General features: G+C 55.7%; 15 protein-coding genes, 1 tRNA gene and 1 other RNA gene. 10 read left to right on the top strand and 7 right to left on the bottom strand.

The features are described from left to right. Positions 1-131: 131 nt before the first annotated feature. The 7 genes from ACCW71_RS07390 to eptA all read right to left on the bottom strand — a co-directional run bounded on the left by ACCW71_RS07390 (position 132) and on the right by eptA (position 5514). Positions 132-259: non-coding RNA, RtT sRNA (locus ACCW71_RS07390), on the bottom strand. 45 nt (positions 260-304) lie between these two features. Continuing rightward, positions 305-392 (bottom strand) — tRNA-Ser (locus ACCW71_RS07385). 265 nt (positions 393-657) lie between these two features. Further along, positions 658-1191, bottom strand: a complete 534-nt coding sequence (msrA, locus tag ACCW71_RS07380; RefSeq protein WP_436370531.1) for a peptide-methionine (S)-S-oxide reductase MsrA — start codon at positions 1189-1191, stop codon at positions 658-660. A gap of 60 nt (positions 1192-1251) precedes the next feature. Beyond that, positions 1252-1818: a flavin reductase family protein gene (locus tag ACCW71_RS07375; protein WP_436370530.1), complete on the bottom strand. Its 567-nt coding sequence runs from the start codon at positions 1816-1818 to the stop codon at positions 1252-1254. A 329-nt stretch (positions 1819-2147) separates the two neighbouring features. Continuing rightward, on the bottom strand, positions 2148-3206 hold the full coding sequence (gene pmrB / locus ACCW71_RS07370) for a two-component system sensor histidine kinase PmrB (RefSeq protein WP_436370529.1): 1059 nt from the start codon (positions 3204-3206) through the stop codon (positions 2148-2150). After that, positions 3203-3883, bottom strand: coding sequence for a two-component system response regulator PmrA (gene pmrA / locus ACCW71_RS07365; protein ID WP_436370527.1), 681 nt, complete (start codon positions 3881-3883; stop codon positions 3203-3205). Before pmrA ends, pmrB begins: the two co-directional genes overlap by 4 nt. After that, positions 3880-5514 carry a phosphoethanolamine transferase EptA gene (eptA, locus tag ACCW71_RS07360; RefSeq protein ID WP_436370525.1) on the bottom strand — a complete coding sequence of 545 codons (1635 nt, stop codon included), beginning with the start codon at positions 5512-5514 and terminating at the stop codon, positions 3880-3882. Before eptA ends, pmrA begins: the two co-directional genes overlap by 4 nt. A gap of 468 nt (positions 5515-5982) precedes the next feature. On the opposite strand from eptA, the gene otsB reads away from it, so the two are divergent. The 10 genes from otsB (at position 5983) to ACCW71_RS07310 (ending at position 18230) form a co-directional block, all read left to right on the top strand. Then, positions 5983-6774 carry a trehalose-phosphatase gene (otsB, locus tag ACCW71_RS07355; RefSeq protein WP_436370523.1) on the top strand — a complete coding sequence of 264 codons (792 nt, stop codon included), beginning with the start codon at positions 5983-5985 and terminating at the stop codon, positions 6772-6774. Further along, positions 6771-8207 carry an alpha,alpha-trehalose-phosphate synthase gene (otsA, locus tag ACCW71_RS07350; protein WP_436370521.1) on the top strand — a complete coding sequence of 479 codons (1437 nt, stop codon included), beginning with the start codon at positions 6771-6773 and terminating at the stop codon, positions 8205-8207. The genes otsB and otsA overlap by 4 nt, the downstream gene beginning before the upstream one ends. Positions 8208-9236: 1029 nt before the next feature. Further along, positions 9237-9587, top strand: coding sequence for a flagellar transcriptional regulator FlhD (gene flhD / locus ACCW71_RS07345; protein ID WP_436370520.1), 351 nt, complete (start codon positions 9237-9239; stop codon positions 9585-9587). After that, positions 9587-10165, top strand: a complete 579-nt coding sequence (gene flhC / locus ACCW71_RS07340; protein ID WP_436370518.1) for a flagellar transcriptional regulator FlhC — start codon at positions 9587-9589, stop codon at positions 10163-10165. Before flhD ends, flhC begins: the two co-directional genes overlap by 1 nt. A 130-nt stretch (positions 10166-10295) precedes the next feature. Continuing rightward, entirely contained in the window at positions 10296-11183 is an 888-nt protein-coding gene (gene motA, locus ACCW71_RS07335; RefSeq protein ID WP_436370516.1) for a flagellar motor stator protein MotA, read from the top strand. Continuing rightward, the gene (motB, locus tag ACCW71_RS07330) at positions 11180-12121 is read left to right on the top strand and encodes a flagellar motor protein MotB (protein ID WP_436370515.1); all 942 of its coding nucleotides are present in this window, start codon (positions 11180-11182) and stop codon (positions 12119-12121) included. The genes motA and motB overlap by 4 nt, the downstream gene beginning before the upstream one ends. Before the next feature lie 11 nt (positions 12122-12132). Then, positions 12133-14118 carry a chemotaxis protein CheA gene (gene cheA / locus ACCW71_RS07325; protein WP_436370539.1) on the top strand — a complete coding sequence of 662 codons (1986 nt, stop codon included), beginning with the start codon at positions 12133-12135 and terminating at the stop codon, positions 14116-14118. A gap of 22 nt (positions 14119-14140) precedes the next feature. Then, complete coding sequence (cheW, locus tag ACCW71_RS07320) at positions 14141-14638, top strand: chemotaxis protein CheW (protein WP_436370513.1); 498 nt, start codon at positions 14141-14143, stop codon at positions 14636-14638. 161 nt (positions 14639-14799) lie between these two features. Further along, positions 14800-16470, top strand: a complete 1671-nt coding sequence (locus ACCW71_RS07315; RefSeq protein WP_436370512.1) for a methyl-accepting chemotaxis protein — start codon at positions 14800-14802, stop codon at positions 16468-16470. A 197-nt stretch (positions 16471-16667) separates the two neighbouring features. After that, entirely contained in the window at positions 16668-18230 is a 1563-nt protein-coding gene (locus ACCW71_RS07310; RefSeq protein ID WP_436370511.1) for a methyl-accepting chemotaxis protein, read from the top strand. The last annotated feature ends 17 nt before the right edge of the window (positions 18231-18247 follow it).

Genomic DNA, 18247 nt, shown 5'->3' with positions numbered 1-18247 from the left:
CGGGCAGCGTCGCAGGCTCCGCTGTCCAGCTGGCTGCGCCAGCTGTCGAACCCCGGCGGGGGTTCTCACCCCCTCTCCGTGCATTATGCAAAAAAAAAGCCTGAACGAAAGTTCAGGCTCTTCTTTGAATGTGGCGGTGAGAGGGGGATGGATTCGCTGCGCTCACCCTGCGGGCAGCGTCGCAGGCTCCGCTGTCCAGCTGGCTGCGCCAGCTGTCGAACCCCGGCGGGGGTTCTCACCCCCTCTCGTCGTGCAATAGGTAAAAAAAAAGCCTGAACGAAAGTTCAGGCTCTTCTTCAGAATGTGGCGGTGAGAGGGGGATTCGAACCCCCGATACGTTGCCGTATACACACTTTCCAGGCGTGCTCCTTCAGCCACTCGGACACCTCACCACATTTATTTCATTGACCGCGCTGGGTCAACGGGGCGCTACTATAGGGAGTCGGCTGAAAAGGGTCAAGCACTATTTTTTTCTTTTGTTCTATTCGCTTAAGCTCTGAACGAATCGATTAAATGCCGGGTAAAACGGCGCTTTTTTATGCCGTTTTTCGACAGTTCGCTCAGGCGGGGATCGCGCCAGAAAGGATGTCCGCACCCCGCAGGAAACCGATCTGCACCAAACAAGCGGGTTCAGATCGGCCCTGGTCACGGATTAACTCAGCTCTTCACCTTATTGGCGAAGCTCTTGCGCAGCTTCTGTAACTTCGGCGGGATCACCGCCATGCAGTAGCCGTTGCGCTGGCCAGCGCCATCCCAGTAATCCTGATGATAATCCTCAGCGGGATACCACTCTTTCAGCGGTTCGATGGTGGTGACGACCGGCACATCATGATCGGCCTGGGCGCGCGCGATGGCTGCACGGGCTTCCGCCTCCTGCTCAGCATTGGCCGGGAAAATCGCCGAGCGATACTGGGTGCCAATATCGTTGCCCTGACGATTAAGCTGGGTCGGATCGTGAGTGACGAAGCTAATATCCAGCAGATCGCCATAGCTCACCTGCTCGGGATCGAACCCGATGCGGATCGCTTCAGCGTGGCCGGTCGCGCCGCTGCACACCTGCTCATAGGTCGGGTTAGGGCGTGCGCCGCCGGTGTAGCCGCTCTCTACCGACTCAACGCCGATCACATCTTTAAACACGGCTTCGGTGCACCAGAAACAGCCACCCGCGATCACTGCGTATTCGATTGCCATAATAAATTTACTCCTGTCAGGTCGAAAGAGTTGAATGGGGTCGCGGCAGACCGCTTTCAACTAGATCAGCATCTCCGGTTTAAAATCTTTGCTCATATCCAGCATCTTATCGCTCATCACGCTGAACCGGCCTTCGCCAGTGTAGTGCAGGGTGGCCGGATATTCCGGCTGCTCGGCGACGTGCGCTTTCACGATCTCAAAAATAAACAGGTTATAGTTGGGGACCATCGAGTCGTCATAGAGCTGACACTCAAAGCTGGCAAAGCATTCGGCGATCATCGGCGCGCCGACCACCTGAGCCGGTTCAGCGGTCAGGCCAAACGCCTCAAACTTATCAATGCTGTCGCCGTGGCTGTTACCAATCGCCACCACCTGGTCAATCAGCGCGGCCGAGGGAATATTCAGTACGCACTGGCCGCTGTTGCGGATTAACTCATGGCTGTGATTCATCCCGGCGATCATGCAGCCAACCAGCGACGGCGAGAACTCCAGCACCGTGTGCCAGCCGAGCGTCATAATGTCATGCTGATCTTTATACTGCGAACTGAGCAATAACACCGGACCGGGTTCAAGATATTTGCGCGCCTTACTGACCGGAAAGGCATATTTGTGCATGCGTGGGCTCATGGCAGGCCTCCTGAAACAGAATGGTGTTATTAAGTGTAGAGCACCACGCGAACGTGGCCCTCTTCTGCGCTTTCAGTGGGGAGAAATGGGGGAGTGCGGACGGACGGTAGCTGGAGAGAGGCGGCGGGGGGATATTTCAGCAGTCGCCTGCGGAGCTTAAGGTTTCCTTAATCTGCGAGGGCGATACTGCCTGCTCTGACTGAGGATAATGCCATGAAAACTGCTCCTGTTGCCGCAAACGCGGTTGCTCTCCGCCCCGTAAGTGAATATGCCGCCGTGCTGATTGCTGCCGCAACGGTGATCCTGTTCCTGGCCGCCTGGTTCAGCGCTTAAAACTTTACCACCGCCCGACAACCACTCTGGTCGCGGCGGTTCTCTAAAAAGAACTGAAACCGGTGGAGCTGGACGATGCGGCTGACGATGCTCAGCCCCAGTCCGATGCCGCCGTAGCGGCTATCCATGCGGATAAAGGCTTTACTCAACTCCCCGCGCTTACTCTCATCAATGCCCGGCCCCTGATCCTCTACCACCAGCATCGGGCGGGGAGCGGCGATCAGCTGCACGCTGATGGTGCTGTTATCCGGGCTGTAGCGATGAGCGTTCTCCACCAGATTGCGCAGCAGCATTTTCAGCAGCGTGACGTCGCCGCGCACAAACCACTCCTGCGGCAGATCCAGCGTCAGCGTCTGCTGGTGCTCTTCAAGCATCGCATTCAGCTCCGCTTCCATCGGTAAAATCACATCTTCAATCAGGGCGACGTTCTGGTAAGTCCCGGAGGTGAACGACTGTCCGGCCCGCGCCAGGTTCAGCAACTGCGAAACGCTGTGCGTCATATGGTCAAGCCGCTGCACCAGCGGCTGAACCGTGACGTCACTGTTACGTTCAATTAGCTCCAGATGCAGTCGTAATCCCGCCAGCGGCGTGCGTAACTCATGCGCCACATCGGCGGTAAAGAGTCGCTCACGCTCCAGGCTGGTGTTCAGGCGCGCCACCAGCTGGTTGATCGCCTGCGTCACCGCGTCGATCTCCTGCACCCGGCTGTGGCAGGTGATGGGATCGAGATTCTCTTCGCCGCGGCTTTCCAGCTCGGTCTGCAACTGATAAAGCGGCCGGGTGATCCACTTCACCGCCTGATAGCAGAGCAGCAGCGTCAGGGCAACCATCACCAGGCTCGGCACCGCCAGGCTGGCGACCGCTTCGTGCACCTCGCGCTCAACATGCCGATCCATATTGCGTTTTTGCAGCTGCGCTTCCACCAGAAACTGAATCTGTTCTTTGCTCTCGTGCCACAGCCAGACCACGCTGATCACCTGAAACACCAGTAAAATCAAGGCAATGGTCAGGATAAGCCGAAAGCGCATACTGCGGTGATCGAAACCTCGTATCATGTCGCCTCTCGAATGACATCCTGCGTGACCAGCGCATAGCCAAATCCGCGTACGGTGCGGATAGCGCTTTTGCCAATTTTGTCGCGCAGGTTATGAATGTGCACCTCCAGTGTATTGGTGGAGGGCTCGGTTTCCCAGTTGTAGATGTCCTGATAGAGGATTTCGCGGTGCACCGGATTCCCGGCTTTCAGCATCAGTCGGGAGAGAATGGCGAACTCTTTCGGCGTCAGATCCAGCAGCGTCTCATTAAGGGTGATCTGGCGATGCGTCATATCCAGCGCCAGAGCGCCCACTCTTAACTGGCTGTCACCCTGATTGACGTGGCGGCGGATCAGTGCGCGGATGCGGGCCAGCAGCTCATCCAGTGAGAAGGGCTTGATCAGATAGTCGTCGGCCCCGGCGTCAAGCCCGGCGATACGCTCGCTGATGGTGTCGCGCGCGGTGAGGATCAGCACCGGCGTCATCTTCTTCTGCCGGCGCATCCGCAGCAGGAAGTGCAGACCATCTTCGTCCGGCAGCCCCAGGTCCAGCACCACCAGACTGTAGAGGCCGCTGGCAAAATGCGCTTCAGCGTCCCGGACGCGCGTCACGCCATCGCAGACATAGCCTTCACCTTCCAGCGCCAGTATCAGCCCCTGCAACAGCAGGGCGTCATCTTCAACAATCAATATCTTCATTTTGGTTGGCTCCGACACGACGTCAAAATATCATCCGCGGGTACATATTCGTGGGTTGCGGTGCCGGTTAATCCCAGCATGGTGGAAAACAGATTATCCTGTGAGAAATCGTCTGTCGCCGCCAGTTTATTCAGGCAACGACGATCGATGGCATAGCGCTGCTGATAATCGTCAGAGAGCCAGATCAGCATCGGCACATGCGTCTGGGTCGCCGGGGCGATGGCGTAGGGCAGGCCATGCAGATAAGCGCCATTCTCACCCAGCGACTCGCCGTGATCGGAAAGATAGACCAGGCTGGTGGCAAAGCGATCCTGATGAGCACGTAACACCCCAATCGCCTTATCCACGATGCGGTCAACATTCAGCAGCGTGTTGTCGTAGGTGTTAATCAGCTGCTGCTGTGAACAATCCTGAATCTGATTGGTGTCACAGGTCGGCACAAACTGACGCTGCGCGGGTGGGTAGCGATGGCTGTAAGTGGGACCGTGGCTGCCAATGGTGTGCAGCACTATCACCGCGTTGCCCTTTAACTGATCGATATACGCATCCAGCCCGTGGAACAGCACGTCATCATAGCACTCGCCATTAATACACATGCCGGGCAGATTGAGGCTGGTCATATCCTGATGGGGCACCCGATCGCAGGCCCCCTTACAGCCGCCATCATTCTCATTCCACAGCACGCTGATGCCGGCGCGCTGAATAATATCGAGCAGACCCTCCTGATGCGCGGCCAGCACATCATCATAATGGGCGCGCGGCATATTGGAGAACATACAGGGCACCGACACCGCTGTGGCTGTGCCGCACGAGGTGGTGTGCGGGAAATAGATCACATCATCTTTCGCCAGCAGCGGATTGGTCAGACGTCCATAACCGCCCAGTGAGAAATTCTGCGCGCGTGAGGTTTCACCCACCACCAGAATGGTCAGATTGGGTTTGCCGCCGTTCAGGCGATTGGGCAGCTGATGCGCATCTTCGCCAATGCGCACCAGCGGCACATTCTGCAACTGCTGATGCTTATACCAGGAGAGCGTCGCCGCGATGCTGTTCGACGGACTCAGCGCTTTAACCAGTTCACGGTTGTTGCGGAACAGTGAGGCGTAATCCTTATAAAACAGCAGGGCGACCAGCAGGATCAGCGCCGCCGAGAGCAGCACACTGAGCAGCCGCATAAAGACGCCGCGCCACTGCTGCTTTTTCAGCCGTGGCCAGAAGGCCAGCAGCGCCATCAGGACGCCCGAGGTGAGCAGGGTAAACAGCAGCTGCGGGGTGATCAGGGCAAAGGACTCCGACGCCGTGGTATCCATCATGTTGGTGATCATCGAGCGATCGACCACGATGTTATAGGTCTGGATAAAGAACTGCGCCGAGGCGGAGAGCAGAATAAACAGGGCGATCAGCAGCCGGTCAAGCCAGAAAAATGAGGCCAGGGTGATAACGATGTTAATCACGCTGAAGGCAACCAGCGGCATCGACAAAAATACCAGCGTGGAGCGCAGCGTGGTGAGTGGCATGATCGCCAGTACCTGCCGGTAATAGGCCAGATTAAGAAAAACCGCGATATAAAGGGCAGCCAGGATCAGCAGAGTCAGGCGGCTTATCAGGGGCCGCTTCAATGAAAACGCCATGCAGAAAAGTCCGAAACAGTGGAAATGTGCAGAGAGTGCACCTCTAATATTAGGAATACCTTAAGCCTCTTAAGGTTGCCGGTTTAAATCTTTGCCGCCAGGCTTCCGGCTCTCTGCTCCAGTCTGACGTGGCCCGCCATTCCACTCTCCGCAGCGGCTGCCGGGCGCGGGTAGCGCAGGCTGAAGCGTGCTTTTCTGCTTACTTAACCGCAGCGGCTGGCATGAAACATGCATCTTTCTGGCATAACCCCTATTTACGACTACACTTACTGTGAAGATGTTCTCAGTTAGCCAGTATTGTCAGCAACGAGCTTGTAAGTTTGAGGAGAGTGACCTATTCAATCACCGCGTTTTGCCCCTCAATCACCGCGTTATCAGAATTTCCCGCTTGCTGACCCCACTGCGTCAGGACATCCTTGTGTTAACACCCTGTTTTAAACTTACATTTCGATTTTCAGGAGAAGTAACGTGACCCAAGCGGCAGACACCTTTGCCAGGTTCCCGACATTAAGCAGCGGGCAGCAGTACGCCTTCTTTTTTGATGTCGATGGCACGCTGGCAGCGATTCAGTCCCGTCCCGAAGCGGTATTTATTCCTGAGCAGGTTATCGCCCAACTGCAACAACTCGCCGCACTCTCGCAGGGCGCACTCGCCCTGGTCTCCGGCAGACCGATTGAACAGCTTGATGCGCTCGCCGCACCTCTGCATGGCCCCGCCGCAGGGGTGCATGGTGCGGAGCGCCGTCTCGCCGACGGCACGATCCAGCGCATCAGCCTGCCGGATGAGGTTGAACAGGCGCTCAGGACCGAACTGCAAGAGGCGATGGCGTTATGGCCAGGCACCCAGCTGGAAGTCAAAGGTATGGCCTTTGCACTCCACTACCGTCAGGCGATGCAGCACGAACAGGATGTGCTGCGGCTGGCGGAGCAATCGGTGAAGCGTTTTCCTGGCCTGGCGCTTCAGCCCGGCAAGTGTGTGGTGGAGATTAAACCCACCGGCATCGATAAGGGCGCAGCGATCAACGATTTTATGCAACAGGCCCCCTTTGCCGGACGCGTGCCGGTCTTCATCGGCGACGATCTGACCGATGAGAAGGGCTTTGATGCCGTCAACGCCTTTCAGGGCGTCTCGGTTAAGGTCGGGGAAGGCTCCAGTCAGGCCCATTATCGGCTTGATGATGTCGATGCGGTTTACGGCTGGCTGGAAAAAACATTATTACTATTAGAGCAAGACAACGTCGGTAAGGAGTTTAGGTTATGAGTCGTTTAGTGGTTGTATCTAACCGTGTTGCCATGCCAGATGGCTCTAAAACCAGCGCGGGCGGCCTGGCCGTCGGCATTCTGGATGCGCTGAAAACCACCGGTGGAATGTGGTTTGGCTGGAACGGTGAAATCAGCGAGTACACAGGCGAAGAGGTAGAGGACCTTAAGGTTCAGGAGCATGAAGGGATTGAATATGCCTCATTCCCGCTGAGCCAGAACGATTACGATCTCTATTATTGCCAGTTTTCTAATACCGTAATCTGGCCCGCGTTCCATTATCGTCTTGACCTGGTGCAGTTCCAGCGTGAAGCCTGGGAAGGGTACTGCGAAGTGAACGACGCGGTGGCGCAGCGTTTAAAGCCGCTGATCAAACCTGATGATATTGTCTGGATCCACGATTATCACTTCCTGCCTTTTGCCGCCGCGCTGCGCCGTGCGGGCATTAATAACCGCATCGGTTTCTTCCTGCATATTCCGTTCCCGACCCCGGAAATATTTAACGCGCTGCCGCCGCATAAAGAATTGCTGGAAATGCTGTGTGAATATGACCTGCTCGGTTTCCAGACCGAATCGGACCGGGTGGCGTTTCTCGACAGCGTCAGCCAGCTGACCCAGTTGCAGAATAAGGGCGATAAAAAACATCGTGCCTTTGGCAATACCTTTATGACCGAGGTTTATCCCATCGGGATTGAGCCAGACAGTATTAAAGAGATGGCCGAAGGACCGCTGCCGCCAAAAATGGCCGCGATGAAAAAAGAGCTGGGCGATGCGCGCAATATTATTGCCTGTGAACGTCTCGACTATTCAAAAGGGTTGCCGGAGCGTTTTCTCGCTTATGAAGCGCTGCTGGAAAACTTCCCGCAGCATCGCGGGAAGATTCGCTACTCCCAGATTGCGCCCACCTCGCGTGGCGATGTGCAGGCGTATCAGGATATTCGTCATCAACTGGAAACCGAAGCGGGGCGCATTAACGGCAAGTACGGCACGCTGGGCTGGACGCCGCTCTACTACCTCAACCAGCACTTTGACCGTCGCCTGCTGATGAAGATCTTCCGTCTGACAGACGTCGGGCTGGTCACGCCACTGCGTGACGGTATGAACCTGGTGGCGAAAGAGTATGTCGCCGCGCAGGACCCGGACGATCCGGGCGTACTGGTACTATCGCGCTTTGCCGGCGCAGCCAACGAGCTGACCTCCGCGCTGATTGTGAACCCGTATGACCGTGACGAAGTGGCCGCCGCGCTGGATAAAGCGATTACCATGCCGCGTACCGAAAGGATTTCACGCTACAACGATATGATGGCAGTACTGCGTAAAAACGATATTACCGCCTGGCGTGAAAATTTCCTGAAAGATCTGGAGCGCATTGCCCCGCGCAGCGCTGATCACGGCACCGTCAATAAAGTGGCGACCTTCCCGAAACTCGCCTGACCGCTGTGAACATGGCAGCGATACCCTGGTGGTATCGTTGCCATTTTTTCGTCCCACTTCTCTCCCTATCAGACTTTTCTCACTTAACCTCCTGATCTTAAGGTTTATCTCAGCTAAAGCACTTTGTGCAGTCAGCTGCTGCGAAGATGGCCCAAAAAATGCTAACTGGTGCAAAAAGCCACAAAAACCGGCGTCAGGCCGCATTCTGCCGCTTTCTTTAGCTATTTTGGCTCAAGTTTTTTTATTCAATGCCGATAGTCATAGTGCCGGGCTCTGTTTAAGCTGCCATTCATTCGGATTGCTTATGTAACCCATTGTTACATCTGGTGTCGTGCTCCAGACACCCCCTGTAAGCTGTTAACGTTTTGTTGTCAGAAAGCCCGGATACAGCAGGGTCATCCTTAACACTTTCATTACTTACCCTCTGCGATACTCCCGCTAAGTAACTAATTTAGCAGTAAATACCTCCGCCTCTTCTCAGCATAATATGCTGTACGCTCAGGATTCGATGGTTCTAAATAGGGTGCTAAAACAATTAACACCTAATATCCATTCTGGAATGCTCAAAGCGTCGATTAGCGCACCTTTTACCCCCTATTAAATCTCTCTGAGGACAAATTCGACTTAAAATCCGCTTTTTTTGCTCAAAAATTGACCATGCAATAAGCAATGGTGAAGGGTTGCTGAAGAAATTTGCCTTAAAAGTGTGACCTGCGTCACACTTTATCTAAAATTTCATGCCGCTGTCGTTGTATGTAGAAATCAGACGATATAGATTTGCCTTGTTTTCGGAATAGTCCTAAAAGATGTAAGAAGATGTCACGGAAGATGGTCAGAACTCGAAAATAGAATGGCCTGGATTTTCGACCTTCGGTGGGTCTGAATCCCACACAAAAGCAGAAGGCGAAAAACAGTGGCATTAAGGTTAAATGAATTATTTTTTTGCCATCTTTAGATTTACAAAACAGCAGCTCGAACCGCAGATAATCATCTGCGATAAAGTTACGTCGCATCTCTCAGGATGGAAAAATGGGCACATCTGAAGTACTAAAACATATTTACGATCTCAATTTGTCATATTTGTTGCTTGCGCAGCGATTAATTAACCAGGATAAAGCGTCTGCAATGTTTCGCCTTGGAATCGACGAAAAGATGGCGAATGCATTATCTGAATTAACCCTGCCAGAAATGGTGAAAATGGCCGAGACGAATCAGTTAGTCTGCCAGTTTCGTTTTACCGATAGCGGCACAATTAATCGCCTGACGCAGGAATCACGTGTGGATGATTTACAGCAAATTCACACCGGCATTTTATTATCCAGCCGTTTACTGCGTAATGCGTCGAAAGATGACGTACCTGCTAAAAAGAGGGCGATGTGATGAGCGAGAAAAGTATTGTTCAGGAAGCGCGTGATATTCAGCTCGCGATGGAGCTGATCACATTGGGCGCGCGTTTACAGATGTTAGAGAGTGAAACTCAGCTGAGCCGTGGCCGCCTGATTAAGCTCTATAAAGAGCTGCGTGGCAGCCCGCCACCCAAAGGCATGCTGCCATTCTCCACCGACTGGTTCATGACCTGGGAACAGAATATTCATGCGTCGATGTTCTGTAACGCCTGGAAATTTTTACTGAAAACCGGGCTGTGCAGCGGCGTCGATGCGGTGATCAAAGCTTACCGGTTATATCTCGAACAGTGTCCGCAATCGGACGAGGGCCCGCTGTTGGCGCTGACCCGCGCCTGGACCCTGGTCCGATTCGTTGAAAGCGGCATGCTGGAGCTGGCGGATTGCAAAAGTTGTCATGGCAGCTTTATTAATCATGCACATCAGCCGGCGGGCAGCTTCACCTGTAGCCTGTGCCAGCCGCCATCACGTGCCGTAAAAAGACGTAAACTTTCTGCGGAATCTGCCGATATGTTTCCACAACTGCTGGATGAACAGGTTAAACACGCCGTTTAAGTTTGTTCGCACTGTGGAAGCCATCCAGCAGCGGTTAATACCGCTGCTTTTTTTTGCTTCCGGTTAGGAATAACACCTGCGGCTCTCTGGCTTAACTTCCACCAACACGTTACGGACGTAAGGATTTTTTGTGCTGATAATTATAGGTTACCTGGTTGTTTTAGGCTCCGTGTTGGGCGGATATGCACTGGTGGGTGGCCATCTGGGGGCACTTTATCAGCCAGCCGAATTATTAATGATCGGCGGCGCTGGTGCCGGTGCTTTTTTAGTCGGTAATAATGGCAAGTCGATTAAAAAAACGCTGAAAGCTCTGCCTTTGCTATTTCGTGGCTCAAAGTATAACAAAGCGGTTTATATGGATTTAATGGCGCTGCTTTATCGCCTGATGGCGAAGTCGCGTCAGCAGGGGATGCTGTCGCTGGAACGCGATATTGAAGATCCGAGCCAGAGTGAAATTTTTGCTAATTATCCCCGCATTCTTGCCGATAAACAGTTAGTGGATTTTATTACCGATTATTTGCGTCTGATGGTCAGCGGCAACATGAACGCCTTTGAGATTGAAGCGTTGATGGATGAAGAAATTGAGACCTATGAACATGAGTGTGACGTACCCGCGCAAAGTATCGCGGCGGTAGGGGATGGATTACCGGCATTCGGTATCGTCGCCGCGGTCATGGGGGTGGTGCATGCGCTGGCCTCAGCCGACCGACCCGCCGCAGAGCTGGGCGCGCTGGTGGCACACGCGATGGTGGGAACCTTCCTGGGCATTTTGCTGGCCTACGGATTTATCTCTCCGCTCTCTTCGGTGCTGCGCCAGAAGTGTGCGGAAACCACCAAGATGATGCAGTGCATCAAGGTGACGTTGCTGTCGAGCCTTAACGGTTACGCGCCGCAGATTGCGGTGGAATTTGGTCGCAAGACGCTTTACTCCGCCGAGCGTCCATCGTTCAGCGAACTGGAAGAGCATGTACGCAACGCCAAAAACCCGGCTAAACAGACTTCGGAAGAGACCTCATGAAGCACGGCAATCGCCCAATTGTGCTGATCAAAAAGCGCAGACATAAAGGCCATGGAGGCAGCCACGGGTCGTGGAAGATTGCCTACGCCGACTTTATGACGGCGATGATGGCCTTTTTTATGGTGATGTGGCTGCTGTCGATCGCCAACCCGCAGGAGCTGGTTCAGATTGCGGACTACTTTAAAACGCCGCTGAAAGTGGCGATTACCGGCGGGCAGCGCAGCAGTGACAGTACCAGCCCAATCCCTGGCGGCGGTGACGATCCGACCAAGAAAATTGGTGAAGTGAAAAAAGCGGTCGATATGGATGCCCAGAAGCGCCAGCTGGATGAGATCCGCCTTAACCGGCTGCGTGAAAAGCTCGACCAGCTGATAGAAGCCGATCCGCGCCTGAAAGCGCTGCGTCCGCATCTGATCATTAACATGGTGCAGGAGGGACTGCGGATTCAGATTATCGACAGCCAGAATCGCCCGATGTTTAAGACCGGTCGTGCCGAGGTGGAGCCCTATATGCGCGATATTCTGCGCGCCATCGCGCCGATCCTGAATGATATTCCGAACCGTTTAAGCCTGGCTGGCCATACCGATGATTTTCAGTACGCCAGCGGGGATAAAGGCTACAGCAACTGGGAGCTCTCGGCCGACCGCGCTAACGCTTCGCGCCGGGAACTGGTGATGGGTGGCCTCGACAGCGGCAAAGTTTTGCGGGTGTTAGGCATGGCCGACACCATGCGCCTGAAAAATCGCGGCGGGAATGATGCGGTCAACCGTCGCATCAGCCTGCTGGTGTTGAACCACGACACCGAAGCGGCAATAGAAAAAGAGAACGCAGAAAGTGATGCCGTCCAGATCAGCGATCCGGCGGCCATTGAACAGATTACCGCGCCTGCACCACCAGGCAGCGCGGTGAATACAGCAGCCCCCTCACAGCCGAGGTGATTCCCGTGAGTATGGACATCAGCGATTTTTACCAGACGTTTTTTGATGAAGCCGATGAGCTATTAGCGGATATGGAACAACACCTGCTGGGACTCGACCCGCAGGAGCCAGATTCGGAACAGCTCAACGCCATCTTCCGTGCCGCTCACTCTATTAAGGGAGGCGCCGGAACCTTTGGTTTTACGGTATTACAGGAAACCACTCACATCCTGGAAAACATTCTGGATGGTGCTCGTCGCGGCGAGATGCAGCTCAGCACCGACATCATCAACCTGTTTTTGGAAACCAAAGATATTATGCAGGAACAGCTCGATGCTTATAAAACCGCGCAGGAGCCTAACGCGGAGAGCTTCAAATATATCTGTGAAGCACTGCGCCAGCTGGCGTTAGAGGCCAAAGGTCTGCCGGTTGAACTGCCGGTCAGTGTCGTCGCTGCCAGCCCGGAACCTGCCGCTGATGCCGGCAGTGAAGGTCTGCGGGTACAACTGATCGATCTCAAAGAGAAAGAGGTCGATCTGATGCTGGAGGAGATGAGCAATCTCGGCACCCTGACCAACGTGCAGAAGGGCAGCAACACGCTGGATGTCTGCATTGAGGGCGTCGGTAAAGATGACATCGTGGCGGTGCTCTGCTTCGTGATTGATGAAGCGCAGATCCGCTTCCCGGGTGCGGCTGACGCGCCAGCGGCCCCGGCTGCTGTCGTGGCCGCGCCGGTGGTGGAAGAGGTTCACAGCGCCAGCGTCACTGAACTGCCGGTGGCCGCGGTCAAGCGTGAAAGCAAACGCGCCGCCGCGCCAGCCAAGTCGAGCGAATCCACCAGTATCCGCGTGGCGGTCGAGAAGGTCGATCAGCTGATTAACCTGGTCGGTGAGCTGGTGATCACCCAGTCGATGCTGGCACAGCGTTCCGGTGAACTCGATCCGGTGGCGCACGGCGACCTGCTGAACAGCATGGGTCAGCTGGAGCGTAACGCCCGCGATCTTCAGGAATCGGTGATGTCGATTCGTATGATGCCGATGGAATATGTCTTCAGCCGCTTCCCGCGTCTGGTGCGTGACCTGGCGAGCAAGCTTGGCAAAGAGGTCGAACTGACGCTGCTCGGCAGCTCCACCGAACTCGATAAGAGCCTGATTGAGCGCATCATCGATCCCCTGACGCACCTGGTGCGTAACAGCCTGGACCACGGCATCGAAACCCCGGAGAAGCGTCTGGCGACCGGTAAAGTGGCGACCGGTAATCTGACCCTCTCGGCGGAACATCAGGGCGGCAACATCTGTATCGAAGTCTCTGATGATGGTGCCGGTCTGAACCGTGAACGTATTCTGGCGAAAGCGCTCTCATCGGGCCTGCCGGTTCACGAGAACATGAGCGATGAAGAGGTCGGCATGCTGATCTTCGCACCGGGCTTCTCTACCGCGGAGCAGGTGACGGATGTTTCAGGGCGCGGCGTCGGTATGGACGTGGTGAAACGAAACATTCAGGAGATGGGCGGTCACGTCGAAATCGCCTCGAAGCAGGGCAAAGGCACCACCATTCGCATCCTGCTGCCACTGACGCTGGCGATCCTCGACGGCATGTCGGTTCGCGTGGCGGACGAAGTCTTTATTCTGCCGCTGAATGCGGTAATGGAATCGCTGCAACCGCGCGCCGAAGAGCTGAAACCACTGGCCGGAGGCGAGTGCGTGCTCGAAGTGCGTGGCGAATATCTGCCGCTGGTGGAGCTGTGGAACGTCTTTGATGTGCAGGGCGCGAAAACTGAAGCGACACAAGGCATCGTCGTGATCCTGCAAAGCGCGGGCAAGCGCTACGCGCTGCTGGTCGATCAGCTGATTGGTCAGCATCAGGTGGTAGTGAAGAACCTGGAGAGTAACTATCGCAAAGTGCCGGGCATCTCCGCTGCCACTATTCTTGGCGATGGTAGCGTAGCGCTGATCGTTGATGTTTCAGCGCTGCAATCACTTAACCGTGAAAAACGTGTGGCCGGCGCTGCCGCCTGATTGATAACTAAGGGTAAATAACATGAATGGAATGGCAACCGTGACAAAAATCGCTGGTGAAACCGTGGGTCAGGAGTTCCTGGTCTTCACGCTGGGCGACGAAGAGTACGGCATCGATATTCTCAAAGTTCAGGAAATTCGCGGTTACGATCAGGTAACCCGTATCGCGAACACGCCTGAATTTATCCGCGGCGTGACCAACCTGCGCGGTGTGATCGTGCCGATTATCGACCTGCGGGTGAAGTTTGCCCAGCCGGATGTCGAGTATAACGACAACACCGTGGTCATCGTGCTCAACCTGGAGCATCGCGTGGTCGGTATCGTGGTGGATGGCGTCTCTGACGTGCTGTCGCTGACCCAGGATCAGATCCGTCCTTCACCGGAGTTCGCGGTGACCATGTCAACCGAGTACCTGACCGGTCTGGGTGCGCTGGGTGAGCGTATGCTGATCCTGGTGGACATTGAGAAGCTGCTGAGCAGCGATGAGATGGCGCTGGTCGACAACCTGCGTACTGCCTGATAAGACCATCACGGGCGGGTATCGCACCGGCCCGTGATGATTCATAACGTCATAATTCCTTTTATTTCAAAGAATAATAATAAGCCAGCCCTAATTTTCTGCATTCATCTGCCGATATGCTTTTGGTCACTTTTAAACACCTACTTTTTTCAGGGTTAATTATGTTAACGAAAATCCGTGTTGTTACCAGCCTGCTGCTGGTGTTGCTGGCATTTGGGCTGTTACAGGCTATCTCCGGTTCTGTTTTCTACACCGCATTAAGCCATGATAAACAGAGTTTTACCGTGTCCCAGCTGGCCACGCAAAATACCCAGGCGCTGAATGACGCCTATATGAATCTCAACCAGAGTCGCGTGCTGCTGACCCGCATTCAGCTGCGGCTCGCCACCAGCAAAATCGAGGGGAAACCGGCCGATGTCGCCCTGCTGTTTGAAGAGAGCCAGGGCTTCCAGCAGGCGGCGGCGCAGTTTTATCAGCTGTTCCAGCAGACACCTGACACCCCCGGACTGGATAAAAACCTGAACGCCCGGCTGGAACAGCTGTTTGATGCCTACGCGGCGGCGCTGCGCGATCTGCAAACGGCGTTACGGGCAAACGACATGGTGGCTGCCGGTAATGCGCCGGTCGCCCCCAGCCAGAGTGCGTTTCTCAAGGTGTATAAAGAGTGGCGCGCCGATCAGAATCACCTCAGCGATCTGGGCGTGGAAGAGAACAACACCGCCTACCACCGGATGATGTGGATTCTGGGCGTGATCATGCTGGTGGCAGTCACCCTGATGGTGCTCTGCTGGTTTGGTCTGCGCAAAATCCTGATCACGCCGCTGAACAGCAACATTCGTCAGATTCAGTATATCGCCGAGGGGGATTTGACCCAGACGATTGAAGTCGAAGGGCGCAGCGAGATGAGCCAGCTGGCTGCCAGCCTGCGCGATATGCAGCACTCTCTGGTGCGTACCGTGACCAACGTGCGGGAAGGGTCCGATGCGATCTTTACCGGCGCCAGTGAGATCGCGGCCGGAAACAACGATCTCTCGGCCCGTACCGAAGAGCAGGCGGCGTCGCTGGAGCAGACCGCCGCCAGCATGGAGCAACTGACCGCCACGGTGAAACAGAACGCCGAAAACGCGCGTCAGGCTTCGAAGCTGGCCCTGAGCGCCTCAGAAACCGCGCAGAAGGGCGGTAACGTGGTCGATGGTGTGGTGAAAACCATGAGCGATATTGCCACCAGTTCGAAGAAAATTGCCGACATTACCAGCGTGATCGACGGCATCGCCTTCCAGACCAATATCCTGGCGCTGAACGCCGCGGTGGAGGCGGCGCGGGCTGGCGAACAGGGTCGCGGTTTTGCGGTGGTAGCCGGAGAAGTGCGCAATCTGGCGCAGCGCAGCGCCCAGGCGGCGAAAGAGATCAAAGGGCTGATTGACGACTCCGTCAGCCGGGTCAATACCGGTACGGAACTGGTCGGCACCGCGGGTGAAACCATGGGCGACATCGTCAGCGCGGTAACGCGCGTCACCGATATTATGGGCGAGATCGCCTCTGCCTCTGATGAGCAGAGTCGCGGTATTGACCAGGTGGGTCTGGCCGTGACCGAGATGGACCGCGTCACCCAGCAGAACGCCTCGCTGGTGGAAGAGTCCGCCGCCGCGGCCGCCTCGCTGGAGGATCAGGCCAGCCGGTTAAGCCAGGCGGTGTCGGTGTTTAAGATCGCCCGCACCGCAGAGACACAGGCGCTGACCCGACACCTGCCAATCGCCGCCCCGGCCACGCCACAGCCGGCGCGCAAAGCGCTGACCGCCCCGGTCAGCGATACGCACTGGGAAACCTTCTGATCCACGCTGCGCATCCTGCGGGATGCGCAGCGCTTTCTGCCTCCCGCATTATCCTGCCTTAGGTCAGACGCCACGCTCTGGCTGAATATAAATAGTTACAAAAGCCCGCTAACGACAGAAAGCGCCGAAAAGCGTTAACTAATCTGGCAACGCCGCCGATATAGCCGCTGCACCTTAATCAACCTGCAGGGAACATGATGTTAAAAAAAATAAAAGTGGTGACCAGTTTAATCGCGGTACTGGTTATTTTTGGCGCGCTCCAGTTGCTGTCAGGCAGCCTGTTCTGGTCGGCGCTGAATAAAGATAAAACCGCCTTTGCGCTGTCGCAAATCTCTAATCGCAACGTAACCGAGATGACCGACGCCTATATCGCCCTGAATAACAGCCGCACCACCCTGAACCGCGCCATGCTGCGACTTCAGACCAGCATGGCCTCACAGATGAATGGCGGCCAGCTTGATGATCTGATGAAAAAAGCGGAGACCCAGTTAGCCGAAGCGGACCGTCACTTTAAGATCTATTACCATCTGCCGACCACGCCGGGTCTGGAAGAGGCGCTGAGCGATCGGCTGGAAGAGGATTACGGCCACTACGAGAACGGCCTGAAGGCGATGGTTAAAAGCCTCCAGGCGCGCGACCTTGAAGGGATGTTTAAGCAGAACATTGAACAGAAACAGGTAGCGATGCAGGGCAGCTATGACACGTGGCGCACCCGCCAGACCGCGCTTTCCGATCAGGGCATGGAGCAGAATCAGAAAGCCTTTACCCAGATGATGTGGCTGCTGGGTATCGTCGCCGCGACCGTCTTCGCGGTGATCCTTATTTGCTGGTTCGGGCTGCGTCAGGTACTGATCCGGCCGTTGCAGCAGCTGCTGATGCAGATCCGCGCTATCGCCTCGGGTGACTTAACCCAGCCGATTGAGGTTGAAGGGCGTAACGAGATGAGCCAGCTGGCGGCAGGCATTCAGGAGATGCAGCAGTCGCTGGTGATGACCGTGGGCAACGTGCGTGACGGTTCAGACGCCATCTTCACCGGTGCGAGCGAAATCGCCGCCGGTAATAACGATCTCTCCGCCCGGACTGAAGAGCAGGCCGCGTCGCTGGAGCAGACCGCCGCCAGCATGGAGCAGCTGACCGCGACGGTGAAGCAGAATGCCGACAATGCGCGTCAGGCGTCACAGCTGGCGCTGACCGCCTCCGAAACCGCACAGCAGGGCGGTAAAGTGGTGGATGGCGTGGTCAGCACCATGAAAGAGATCGCTGGTAGTTCGAAGAAGATTGCCGACATCATCAGCGTGATCGACGGCATTGCTTTCCAGACCAATATCCTGGCGCTCAACGCCGCGGTGGAAGCGGCGCGTGCCGGTGAGCAGGGTCGCGGTTTCGCGGTGGTGGCCGGAGAAGTGCGCAATCTGGCCCAGCGCAGCGCCCAGGCGGCGAAAGAGATCAAAGGTCTGATTGAGGACTCCGTCTCCCGCGTCAACAGCGGCTCCTTGCAGGTCGAGAGCGCCGGCAGCACCATGAACGAGATCGTCGGCGCAGTCACCCGCGTAACCGATATTATGGGCGAGATCGCCTCGGCTTCTGATGAACAGAGCCGCGGGATTGAGCAGGTGGGTCAGGCGGTGACCGAGATGGACCGCGTCACCCAGCAGAACGCCTCGCTGGTGGAGGAGTCCGCCGCCGCAGCCGCCGCGCTGGAGCAGCAGGCCAGCACGCTGACCCAGGCCGTTGCCGTTTTCAAAATTTCCCGCGCCTGATTTTTCCCTTCTTCCCA

This window comes from Pantoea sp. C2G6 (assembly GCF_051336815.1).
GTDB lineage: Bacteria > Pseudomonadota > Gammaproteobacteria > Enterobacterales > Enterobacteriaceae > Pantoea.
The sequence above is the reverse complement of the archived record's forward strand: the minus strand, read 5'-3'. Positions and strand labels throughout refer to the sequence as shown.